We start from the raw sequence: 11,591 nt of genomic DNA on the forward strand, positions 1-11,591 counted from the left end.
GGCGGACCTGGCCCTCGTGGAGGAGGCGGCCGGGGTGCTCGGCGACCCGCGGCTGCTCACCCGCGCCGCGGCGGCGCCGCCCCGCGCGAGGTCCCGTACGGCGAACACCACGTGCGCCCCGGCGCGGGCCAGCGCCTCGGCCGCGGCGAAGCCGATGCCGCTGTTGGCGCCGGTGACCACGGCCGTTCGGCCGGTCAGGTCGGGGAGGTGGGTCGCGTTCCACTTGCGCGCGCCGCGCGCGTCGGTCGTATCGGCCATGCCGCCAATGTAGGCATCGACAACAATGATGTCAATGACAACAATAGTGGCAGCGCCAACAAAGCTGACGCCGACAACATCCGGATACGATGGTCCGCATGTCGCGTACGTCCTCGGCGAGTCGCCCCTACCACCACGGAGACCTGCGCGCCGCCCTGCTGGAGAGCGCCGAGCGCACCCTGCGCGAGAAGGGGGCCGGCGCGCTCTCGCTGCGCGAGCTGGCCCGTGACATCGGCGTGAGCCATGCCGCCCCCGGCCGCCACTTCCGGGACAAGCAGGCCCTGCTCGACGCCCTGGCGCTCGACGGGTACGAGCGCCTGAACCGGTCCCTGGCCGCCGCCACCGACGGCGCGGGCCAGTCCTTCGAGCAGCGGATGACGGCCCTCGCCCGGGCCTATCTCGGCTTCGCCGTGGAGAACCCCGAGCTGCTGGAGCTGATGTTCGCGCGCAAGCACGACCCCGACAGCTCCGCCCAGCTCGCCGCGGCCGTCGACCGCTCGCTCGGCTCGCTGACCCGGATGTTCGCGGACGCCCAGGAGCAGGGCCTGATCGTCCGGGGCGACCCCGAGCGCCTCACCACGGTCGCCGCCGCGAGCCTGCACGGCCTGGCCGCCCTCATCGCCAGCTGCGCGCTCGACGCGGACGAGGCCATGGCCGGCCTGGACGAGCACGTCCACCTGCTGCTGCACGGCCTCAAGCCCCGCTGAGCCAGGCGCCGTTGCGCCTGCGGCCGCCCTGTGACCCCGGTCAAGCAGCCCCCAGCACCGTGCCATCCCACCGTCATTGATCAGTAAGCCCCGGATCTCCTTCGGCAACGCGGAAGTCAGGATTTCGAAAGCCTCTTGTTGTCGCGTACTCAACAACGCGATGGTCGTGGCGGGCCGCCGCCCCCACCGGCAACCCGCCGGTGGATCCCCCACCCGCAGGCCTCTGCCCACCACTTCCAGGAGGCTGTACCTTGCGTACGACCACCCCCGACTCCCCCCACATACGCGGCAGATGGCGCCGCGCGAGCTCGGCCGCCGCCACCACCGCAGCGCTTCTGATCGCGGGCCTCGGCACCGCGGCCCACGCGAGCGCGGACCCCGCCACACCCCAGCACAAGGTGAGCACCAAGGCGATCGCCGCCCAGGTCGCCAAGGCCCATGTGCGGTACACGAAGGCGTGCGCCGCGACCCCGAAGAAGGGCTACGCCGCCTGCGACGCGCTGCGCGTCACCGGTGGCACCACCGCCTTCATGGAGAAGCAGGCGGCGCTCAAGGGCAGCACGCCGAGGACGATCGGACCGGCCGCCGCCTCCGACTCCCCCACCGGCTACGGCCCTTCGGACATCCAGTCCGCCTACGGCCTGACGAACGCCGCCGCCGCCAACGGCTCGGGCGAGACCGTCGCCATCGTCGACGCCTACGACGACCCGAACGCCGCGGCCGACCTCGCGGCCTACCGGTCGTACTACGGCCTCCCGGACTGCACCACCGACAACGGCTGCTTCGAGCAGGTCGGCCAGACCGGCTCCACCACCTCGCTGCCCTCCGCCGACAGCGGCTGGGCCGGTGAGATCTCCCTCGACCTCGACATGGTCAGCGCGACCTGCCCGAACTGCAACATCCTGCTGGTCGAGGCGAAGTCCGCGAGCGACGCCAACCTGGGCACCGCCGTCAACGAGGCCGTCAAGCTGGGCGCGAAGTTCGTCTCCAACAGCTACGGCGGCTCGGAGTCCTCCTCCGACACCTCGTACGACTCCAAGTACTACAACCACCCGGGCGTCGCCATCACCGCCAGCGCGGGCGACGAGGGCTACGGCGCCGAGTACCCGGCCGCCTCGAAGTACGTGACCGCCGTCGGCGGCACCGCCCTCAAGACCTCCTCCGACAGCCGCGGCTGGACCGAGTCCGTCTGGAACACCTCCAGCACCGAGGGCACCGGCTCCGGCTGCTCGGCCTACGACGCCAAGCCCGCCTGGCAGACCGACACCGGCTGCGCCAAGCGCATGATCGCCGACGTCTCGGCCGTCGCCGACCCCGCCACCGGCGTCTCCGTCTACGACACCTACGGCTCCGACGGCACCGGCTGGAACACGTACGGCGGCACCAGCGCCTCCTCGCCGATCATCGCCTCGGTCTACGCCCTGGCCGGCACCCCGGGCAGCGGCGACTACCCGGCCCGCTACCCGTACACCGCGGCCGGCACCGCCGCGCTGAACGACGTCACCAGCGGCAGCAACGGCACCTGCTCCACCAGCTACTTCTGCACCGCCGGGTCCGGCTACGACGGCCCGACCGGCTGGGGCACCCCGGAGGGCACGGACGCCTTCACCGGCTGAGCCGCCAGGACCGGCCACCCCGTCGGGTCACGGGGAGCCGGCCAGGTGAGGGGGACGTGGGGTCCCCTCGGCGGCACGGAAGGAAGACGGGCCACGGCAGCCGGCCGCGGCCCGTCTTCCCTGTCCGGCGACCTACCCGAGCAACTCCCTTGCAGGAACCCGCACCTCACAGGCCCCGACGGCGCCCGCCGCCGGGGCCTGTGTCCGTTTTCCGCCGCCCACGCGTGAGAACATCGAAGCGACGCCTCACCCGACCGGCCGTCAGAAACCGTGCCAGGTCGTGAAGGGGGTCAACGACAGAACCACACGACAGGTTCCGGTCTGACCTCGTTGCCCGGCGTGACCTGCCGTGATACACAGAGTGACCGTACGAGGTATTCGTACGAAACCCGCCAGTCAATGACGTCAAGTCGACATACGTTGGCGACGTTGTCGGCGAGAATGAGGCCCGACCTCTGCACACCGCAGGGGTGCTCGCGGAACTACCCACCAGGGGCGGTGACTTACATGCTCTTTGCGGCCGACAAGGGAGACATCAACACCATCATCGGCGGGATCGCTCCGGACTGGGGGCCCTTCGGCAGCCTGGGCAACGAGGCCAAGGTGATGATCGAGGTGGTGATGGCCGTGGCCATCCTGCTCTGCCTCGGCATCGCGGTCTGGGGCGCGGCGAAGCAACGCATCGGCGCCACGGCCCTGCGCGACACCTTCAGCGCGGAGCAGGGCAAGGGCCTCATCATCGCCGGCCTCACCGGAGTCTTCATCATCGGCTCCCTGGGCACGCTGTTCACCATCGTGTACGGCATGGCCGTCTGACACGCGCTCTTCTCCTCCCGGGCACGCCCGGACCTCGTCCCCTCCACCCCACCCATCCGTCGTGCCCACCGGCTGAGGTTGCGTTTCCCTGATGTCGAGTCACCACACCGCGCCCGCGCGGGAACCAGCACGGCTACCGTCGTATGTCTACAAGGCGGAGGGGGCGTACGCGGCATGAGTCCCGGAGACGAACAGGGTTACGGCGACTACGGCGACACCGGCCACACCCGGACGCGCCTGCCCGAGAGCGACCCCTACGGCGGCGCCCCACGCCGCCCGGGCCGCTCCTCCTCCCGAAGCCTCATCACGGTCGTCGGCGTGGTGGTCCTCCTCATCGCAGCCATCGCCTTCGCCAACCGCAGCGACCACTCGTCGATGGACGGCTCCTCCGGGCAGGCCGACAAGCCCGCGGCCAATCCCACGGCGGCCAGCGGCACGCGGCCCGTGGAGACCAAGTCCACCGGTGTACCCACGGGATTCGCCCACAGCGACCAGGGAGCGCAATCGGCGGCCTCGAACTACGCCGTGGCATTGGGTTCGACGGGCATGTTCAAGAAGGACAGCCGCCACGCACTGCTGCAACTCCTGTACACGCCAGAGGCGGCAGCACCCCTGCAGAGCCAGATGGACCAGGCCTACTCGGCCGACTTCCTCGGCAGAATGGGTCTCGACGCAGGGGGTAACCCCCCGAAGGGCAGCACATTCGTCTCCCGCGTGATCCCGGTCGGAACGACGGTGCAGCAGTACACGGACACCGACGCCAAGGTCGCGGTCTGGTACGTGGGGCTCATCGGCATGGCCGGCACCGCCTCGACCGATCCTGTCACCTCGTCCTGGAAGACATGGACGTTCGACCTACGGTGGTCCGGCGGCGACTGGAAGATCGCCTCCGACACGCAGAAGGACGGCCCCGCCCCGGTACCCGGTGACGACAAAGCCGCCACCTCCGACGAGATCAGCAAGGCCATCGAAGAGTACGGAGGGTTCACGTATGCCCGGTAACCCGCAACGTGCGCTCAAGCTCGCCGGAATCGTGGCAGCCGTACAGACCACGGCGGTGCTGCTGGCCACACGTGCCTTCGCCGACCCCTCACCCACTCCCTCGGGCAGTCCCTCGCCCTCGCCGTCGGGGCACAAGTACAACTGCGGTGCCATCTCCGGCGAGGCCAAGAAGTACTGCGAACGCGGCAACTCCACCAGCGGATCGGGCGGTGCCAACGTCCCGGACACCTCCGCCCTCGACCCCCTGTCCTCACTGGCCAAGGGCTGCGCCGAAGCCGCCTCCTGGACGGTGGGCAAGCTCAGCAAGGCCGTGAAGGACACCGCCAACGTCGACTTCACGAACACCAAGTTCCTGCAGCAGTACGCCATCGTGTTCGCGGCGTCCACGATCCTGACGCTGCTGCTGTGGCTGCTCGCCGTGGCCAAGCGCGCGGTGCGCGGCGTACCGCTCACCACCGCCATCTCGGAGGCCATCGGCTTCCTGTGGCTGACGGTGCTCGCCTCCGCGTTCACCCCCCTGATCCTGTACACCGTCGTCTCGGCGACGGACGGCGTGACGGACGTCCTCGCGAAGGCCACCGGCGACCAGGCCGACACCTTCTTCGGCACCTTCTCCGGCGCCCTCGGCAAGGGCACCGACATCGGCGGCGGACCGATCATGCTGATCGTCGTCTCCCTGGTCAGCGTCCTCGCCGCCGGCGTCCTCTGGCTGGAGCTCGTCATCCGCGCCGCCCTGCTCTACGTCGGCGCCCTCCTCGGCACCGTCGTCTACGCGGGCCTCGTGGACAAGAACCTGTGGGGCCACGTCCGCCGCTGGGCCGGCATCATGATCGCGGTCATCCTCGTCAAACCGGTCATCGTGATCGTCCTCGGACTCGCCGGCGCCCTGTCCTCCGGCAACGGCCCCGACGCCTTCTCCGCCGTCGTCTCCGGCCTCGCCATCATCCTGCTCGCCATCTTCGCCAGCGCCGCGATCTACCGCTTCGTCCCCGGCTTCGGCGACGAGATCGCCAACGGCCGCAACAACCGCATCATGCAGGGCGCCGAGGGCAAGGCCGCCGCCGTCATCAGCTCCCCGGCCACCCTCGTCGCCCAGGGCATCAAGACCCACAGCGCCCGCGCCGACAGCAACGGCGGCGGCGCGGGCGGCGGCCAGAGCGGCAGCACCCCCCGCCCGGCCAACCCCGCCACCGGCGGCGTCGCCGCCCACAGCAGCCGCACCCCCACCGGGGGCGCCGGCGGAGCCGTCCCCTCCGCCACGCCCGCGCCCCGCGCGCCCAGCCCGGTCAACACCCCGCACGCCGGCAACACCCGCAACAACCGCACGGGAGGTGAAGGGCGTTGACGACCGAGTCCCACCTGTCCCATCCGGTCACGCCCCGCCGTACGTATCTGATCGGCCGCGCCCGGCCGAACGCGATCATCGGCCGCAACCGCGAGTCGGGCGAGATCGTGCTGATCATCGCCGGCGCGTTCATCGGCATGATGTGCGGCCTCGTCGTACCGGTCCTGTCCCTGCGGATCGTGCTGCTGATGGGGTTCCCGCTGATCGCCCTCGCCGCGGTCTACGTCCCGTACAAACGCCGCACCTTCTACAAGTGGTTCGAGATCAACCGCAGCTACAAGCGCACCCTCAAGCGCGGCGCCGTCTACCGCTCGGGCGTCATGGAGGCCGGCATCGGGCTCGACGGCCGCGAGGTCGAGATCGGGCCGCCCCCCGGCATCGGCCGGATCACCTGGCTCGCCGCCCCCTTCGGGCCCGACGAGATCGCCGTACTGCTGCACGCCGACCGCAAGACGGTCACCGCCTGCATCGAGATCGAGGGACCCGGCGTCGGCCTGCGCGACTCCGAGGACCAGGAGGCCCTCGTCGACCGCTTCGGCACGCTGCTCAAGCACGTCGCCAACGGGGACGGGTTCGTGACGCGGCTGCAGATGCTCGCCCGCACCCTGCCCGCCGACCCCGACGCGCACGCCAAGGACGTCGCCCTGCGCGGCGACGTCCGCTCCCCCCACTGGCTCCAGCAGTCGTACGACCAGCTCCAGTCCATGGTGTCCACCAGCAGCGAGCAGCACCGCGCCTACCTCGTCGCCTGCATGCACTACACCCGGGAACTGGCCGCCGAGGCGCAGGCCATGGCCCGCGCCGCCCGCCCCCAGTCCGGCCGCAGGCTCGACCGGGACGCCGGACTCGCCGTCGTCATGGCCCGTGAGCTGACCGACATCTGCTCACGGCTCCAGGAGGCCGACATCCGCGTCCGCCAGCCGCTCGGTCAGGGACGACTGGCCTCGCTGGTCCACTCCATGTACGACCCGGACCACCCCATCGACCACATCCAGGCCATGACCAGGCGCAACGCCTGGCCGGCCGAGCTGGACGCCGTGGAGCCCACCTTCCTCCAGGCCAAGACCCGGGAGTCCAACACCCGCGCCCCCTGGTGCCATGCGACGGCCTGGGTGAAGGAGTGGCCGATGACGCCCGTCGGCGTCAACTTCCTCGCCCCGCTCCTCGTCCACACCCCCGACGTCATCCGAACGGTCGCGGTCACGATGGATCTCGAACCCACCGAGGTAGCCATCGAACGCATGCTGACCGAGAAGACGAACGACGTGGCCGACGCCTCCCGCGCCGCCAAGATGAACCGCACCGTCGACCCCCGCGACATCGCCGCCCACAACCGCCTCGACCAGAGAGGCGAGGACCTCGCCAGCGGAGCGGCGGGCGTCAACCTGGTCGGCTACATCACCGTCTCCTCCCGCTCCCCGGAGTCCCTCGCCCGCGACAAGCGCACGATAAGGGCCTCCGCGGGCAAGTCGTACCTCAAGCTGGAGTGGTGCGACCGTGAGCACCACCGCGCCTTCGTGAACACACTTCCCTTCGCCACCGGCATCCGAAGGTAGGGGCTGATTCACCGATGCGGGATCCGCTGTCCGTCCTCACCGACGCCTTCACCTCCTTCCTCTTCGGGAAGGTCGAGTCGACCCGGCTGCCGGTGCGCACCTCCACGGGCCAGGCCCAGGCCGTCTATCTGCCCACCGCCGCGCCCGGCCTCGGCGACTCCGGGGTCATCATCGGCCGCGAGGTGTACTCCGGGAAGGGCTACATCTACGACCCCTTCCAGCTCTACGGCCAGCAGCTCCCGGCCCCGCACTGGCTCGTCCTCGGCGAGTCCGGCAACGGCAAGTCGGCGCTGGAGAAGACCTACGTCCTGCGCCAGCTGCGCTTCCGGGACCGCCAGGTCGTCGTGCTGGACGCCCAGGGCGAGGACGGGGTCGGCGAATGGAACCTCATCGCGCAGGAGCTGGGGATAACCCCCATCCGGCTCGACCCGACGGCCGCCCTGGACCACGGGATCCGGCTGAACCCCCTGGACCCGGCGATCACCACCACCGGACAGCTCGCGCTGCTCCGGACGATCATCGAGGTCGCGATGGGCCACGGCCTGGACGAGCGCTCAGGCTTCGCCCTCAAGGTCGCCCACGCGTACGTCAACGAGATGATCGTCGACCGCCAGCCGGTCCTGACCGACATCGTCGAGCAGCTGCGGCACCCCGAGCCCGAGTCGGCGGAGGCCATGAACGTCGCCATAGACGACGTACGGGCCTGGGGACTCGACGTCGCCCTGGTGCTCGACCGGCTGGTCGACGGTGACCTTCGGGGCATGTTCGACGGCCCGACCACGGTCGGCATCGACCTGGACGCCCCGCTGATCGTCTTCGACCTGTCCCACATCGACCGCAACTCCATCGCCATGCCGATCCTGATGGCGATCGTCGGCGTGTGGCTGGAGCACACCTGGATCCGCCCCGACCGCAAGAAGCGCATCTTCCTGGTCGAGGAGGCCTGGCACATCATCAACAGCCCGTTCGTGGCGCAGCTGTTCCAGCGGCTGCTGAAGTTCGGGCGCCGGCTGGGCCTGTCGTTCGTGGCGGTCGTCCACCACCTGTCCGACGTGGTGGACGGGGCCGCGGCGAAGGAGGCCGCGGCGATCCTCAAGATGGCGTCGACCAGGACGATCTACGCCCAGAAGGCCGACGAGGCACGGGCCACCGGCCGGGTGCTCGGTCTGCCGAGGTGGGCGGTGGAAATCATCCCGACGCTGACCCCGGGCATCGCCGTCTGGGACGTCAACGGCAATGTCCAGGTGGTCAAGCACCTGATCACGGAGACCGAGCGCCCGCTGGTCTTCACCGACCGCGCGATGACCGAGTCCTCCAGCGACCTCGCGGCCGACGACGCACTGCGCGCCGCCGAGCTGGAGGCCGAGCAGCGGGCCGCGGCCTTCGTGGAGCAGCACCTGGGCGACTCCGAATCGACGGTGGCGTAAGGGGAGACGGCGTGAGACCCGACGCTCGCGATCACCGGGACAACCGGCGGGACGGCCAGGGCGGCATCCCGGACGGCCTGCTGGTCGGCATACTCGCGTTCCTCCTCGGCATGACCGTCCTGGTGTGGACGGCCACGGGCCTGGCGGCGCTCTTCGCCAAGGGCGCCTGGCCCGACGGGGTCACCTTCACCCACACCCCCCTGGCCATGCGCCACCTCATCGGGCAGCCGCACGACATCAGCGGCGCCTGGCCCGCCACCCCGGCGGGCCGGCTGTCCGGCTGGGGCCTGTTCTGGGGCCTGTTCATCGGCCAGCTGATGATCCTGTTCGTCCTCACCGTGTTCGTGATGGGGGCGATGGCCCGCTGGCGAGCGGGCAAGGCCCGCTCCCGCGCCCAGAAGACGGCGCCGGCAGCGCAGGAACGGCCGTACGAGACACCTGTGCCGCGGGAGCAGCCGTACGAGGCGCCCGCGCCGCAGGAGCAGCGGTACGAGGTGCCCGTGCCGCGGGCGGAACCCGCACCGGAGCCGGCCGTGCCGCTCCAGGAGACGGCATCGCCCGCCGTCCCGGTGGACCGGCCCGCGACCGGCGGCGTGCGGGCAGGCGAGTGGGAGCGCATCCTCGTCGCACCCAGGGAGAGCCGCCAGTCGACCGCCGGCCGGGCCGTACGCGACGCGGAGGGCGCCGCCCTCGTCGTCACCTCGAACCCCGCCCTCTGGGCGGAGACGAAGGACGCACGGGCCAAGCTGGGCCCCGCCCTGCTCTACGACCCCACCCACCTCTGCGACACCCCGGCCCGCCTCCACTGGTCCCCCACGGGCGGCTGCGAGGACAGACAGACGGCACTGCGGCGAGCGACCGCGCTGCTCACCCCCGTACAGCCCACGGCCAAGATCGACCAGGCCGTGGTGGACACGGCGACCACCCTGCTGCGCAGCTATCTGCACGCCGCCGCCCTGGAGAACCGGACCATCCGCCATGTCCACCGGTGGTCCCAGGGCACCCAGATCCAGGACGCCGTACGCACCCTGCGGACCCACCCCAAGGCCGCGCCCGGCGCCGCCGGCGAGCTGGAGGCCGCGCTCACCGCGCACCCCGAACGCCGTGACATCGCCCAGGAGTTGACCAGCCGGGCGCTCTCCGCCCTCTTCACGGTCAACATCCGCGAGGCTTGCACACCAAACCGAACTGATGCCCTTGCCTTGGATTCCTTCGTCCAGGAAGGGGGCACGCTTTATGTGGTCGGTGAATCCATCGAGGACCCGAGGAGCAATCCCGGCGCCATGCCCCTCCTGACGGCCCTCGTCTCGAGCGTGGTCGAGCGCGGCCGGCGCATGGCCGAACGGTCATCCTCCGGTCGGCTCGACCCACCACTGACCCTGGTCCTGGACGACATCGCGGCCGTCGCGCCCATCCCCCAACTCCCGGACCTGCTCGCCGCCGGAGCGGACCAGGGCCTGCCGACGCTCGCCCTCCTCCGCTCCCGGGAACAGGCCCGTTCCCGCTGGCCGCACCGCGAACTGCCGGGGCTGCCGGGGCTAGCGGTCTAGGACGTACTCCAGTTCGTTCTCCACCTGGTCCTTGACGTACGGCACGACGACTCCGCTCGGGACGAACCCCACCTTCCGGTAGGCGCCCTGTGCCCGCGCGTTGTCCTCGTGCACGAGCAGCCGCACCCGCTCGGCGGCGCGCTCCCACGCCCAGGCGGCCCCCGCGTCGAACAGGGTCTTGATCAGCCCGTTGCCGCGGTGCTCGGGCCGTACGAACACGCCGACCACATGCCCCTGCCGCCGCTCGACCGGGAACCCGGCCCAGTCCTGTGTGCCGGCCTCCTCGATGAGCACGGTCACGGTGCCCGCCCATGTCCCGTCGGGCGCCTCGGCGATGAACTGCCGGGCCGCCGTGGCGCCCTCGCCCGACCCGGTCGCCCGGTCCTGCCAGAAGAAGTCCGGCTTCGCCTCGGCGTCCTCGTACGTCTCCAGGAAGGCGAGCGGCGCGGCCGGATCCCGCAGCGCGGCGAGCCGCAACTGCTTCACCTTCTCCCACTCTGCGGGGCGTATGACTCGGACGACGTAGTCATGGCTGGTCACAGTGCTCATGGGGGCCACCGTAGTGCCGTCCACCGCCGACAGCACCCCATATTGTGGCCGCATGACAACCCTTCAAGATCGGCCCGGCACCGCGCTGCTCGTCATCGACGTCCAGAACGCGGTCGTCGAGGGCGCGCCCCACCGGGACGACGTCATCGCGAACATCAACGTCCTGATCGACAGGGCACGGGCGGCGGCCGTGCCGGTGGTGTGGGTGCAGCACCAGGACGAGGAGCTGGTGCCCGGCACCGAGGACTGGGAGTACGTCCCGGAACTGAAGCGACTCGACACGGAGCCCCTCGTCGCCAAGACCTACGGCGACTCCTTCGAGGACACCGACCTGGAGGCCGTGCTGGCCGAATGCGGAGTGGGCCGACTGGTCGTGACGGGCGCCCAGACCGACTTCTGCGTCCGTTCGACGCTGCACGGCGCCCTGGCGCGGGGCTACGACGCGACGCTGGTCGCCGACGCCCACACGACCGAGGACCTCACCGAGTACGGCGCGCCGGCCCCGGAGCAGGTGATAGCCCACACCAATCTCTACTGGAGCGATCAGCGCGCTCCTGGTCGCCGGGGCGGGACGGTGAAGACGGCGGACGTGACCTTCTGAAAAGCCGTTCTCGACAAGGTCCGTAAACGCAGAAAACCCCGCACCGGAATGGTGCGGGGTTTTCCCAAAAATTGTTCGGCGGTGTCCTACTCTCCCACAGGGTCCCCCCTGCAGTACCATCGGCGCTGTGAGGCTTAGCTTCCGGGTTCGGAATGTAACCGGGC

General features: G+C 70.6%; 11 protein-coding genes and 1 rRNA gene. 9 read left to right on the plus strand and 3 right to left on the minus strand.

Annotated features, from left to right (window positions below; genetic code table 11):
• The coding region (locus ACWEN3_RS30420; protein ID WP_452977089.1) for an SDR family NAD(P)-dependent oxidoreductase at positions 1-258 on the minus strand (258 nt) is incomplete at its 3' end.
• A gap of 89 nt (positions 259-347) precedes the next feature.
• Here ACWEN3_RS30420 and ACWEN3_RS30425 point away from each other — a divergent pair.
• The 8 genes from ACWEN3_RS30425 to ACWEN3_RS30460 all read left to right on the plus strand — a co-directional run bounded on the left by ACWEN3_RS30425 (position 348) and on the right by ACWEN3_RS30460 (position 10,277).
• Complete coding sequence (locus ACWEN3_RS30425) at positions 348-965, plus strand: TetR/AcrR family transcriptional regulator (protein WP_452977091.1); 618 nt, start codon at positions 348-350, stop codon at positions 963-965.
• Positions 966-1,216: 251 nt separating this feature from the next.
• Entirely contained in the window at positions 1,217-2,581 is a 1,365-nt protein-coding gene (locus tag ACWEN3_RS30430) for a S53 family peptidase (RefSeq protein WP_452977093.1), read from the plus strand.
• 507 nt (positions 2,582-3,088) lie between these two features.
• On the plus strand, positions 3,089-3,397 hold the full coding sequence (locus ACWEN3_RS30435) for a hypothetical protein (protein WP_014673544.1): 309 nt from the start codon (positions 3,089-3,091) through the stop codon (positions 3,395-3,397).
• A gap of 174 nt (positions 3,398-3,571) precedes the next feature.
• Complete coding sequence (locus tag ACWEN3_RS30440; protein WP_452977095.1) at positions 3,572-4,399, plus strand: hypothetical protein; 828 nt, start codon at positions 3,572-3,574, stop codon at positions 4,397-4,399.
• On the plus strand, positions 4,389-5,744 hold the full coding sequence (locus ACWEN3_RS30445) for a hypothetical protein (protein ID WP_452977097.1): 1,356 nt from the start codon (positions 4,389-4,391) through the stop codon (positions 5,742-5,744). Before ACWEN3_RS30440 ends, ACWEN3_RS30445 begins: the two co-directional genes overlap by 11 nt.
• On the plus strand, positions 5,741-7,300 hold the full coding sequence (locus ACWEN3_RS30450; RefSeq protein WP_452977099.1) for an SCO6880 family protein: 1,560 nt from the start codon (positions 5,741-5,743) through the stop codon (positions 7,298-7,300). Before ACWEN3_RS30445 ends, ACWEN3_RS30450 begins: the two co-directional genes overlap by 4 nt.
• 14 nt (positions 7,301-7,314) lie before the next feature.
• Positions 7,315-8,727: an ATP-binding protein gene (locus ACWEN3_RS30455; RefSeq protein ID WP_452977101.1), complete on the plus strand. Its 1,413-nt coding sequence runs from the start codon at positions 7,315-7,317 to the stop codon at positions 8,725-8,727.
• An 11-nt stretch (positions 8,728-8,738) separates the two neighbouring features.
• A complete protein-coding gene (locus tag ACWEN3_RS30460) occupies positions 8,739-10,277 on the plus strand; it encodes a type VI secretion protein (protein ID WP_452977103.1) in 1,539 nt (512 codons plus the stop codon).
• Here ACWEN3_RS30460 and ACWEN3_RS30465 read toward each other — a convergent pair.
• Complete coding sequence (locus ACWEN3_RS30465; RefSeq protein WP_452977105.1) at positions 10,266-10,826, minus strand: GNAT family N-acetyltransferase; 561 nt, start codon at positions 10,824-10,826, stop codon at positions 10,266-10,268. The two genes, ACWEN3_RS30460 and ACWEN3_RS30465, sit on opposite strands and share 12 nt — an antisense overlap.
• A gap of 52 nt (positions 10,827-10,878) precedes the next feature.
• Here ACWEN3_RS30465 and ACWEN3_RS30470 point away from each other — a divergent pair, with 52 nt between their 5' ends.
• Positions 10,879-11,427, plus strand: a complete 549-nt coding sequence (locus tag ACWEN3_RS30470; RefSeq protein WP_452977107.1) for a cysteine hydrolase family protein — start codon at positions 10,879-10,881, stop codon at positions 11,425-11,427.
• A 73-nt stretch (positions 11,428-11,500) separates the two neighbouring features.
• On the opposite strand, the gene rrf is transcribed toward ACWEN3_RS30470, so the two are convergent.
• Positions 11,501-11,591, minus strand: a 5S ribosomal RNA gene (rrf, locus tag ACWEN3_RS30475); the annotation flags it as partial.

It is taken from the genome of Streptomyces sp. NPDC004561 (assembly GCF_053602155.1).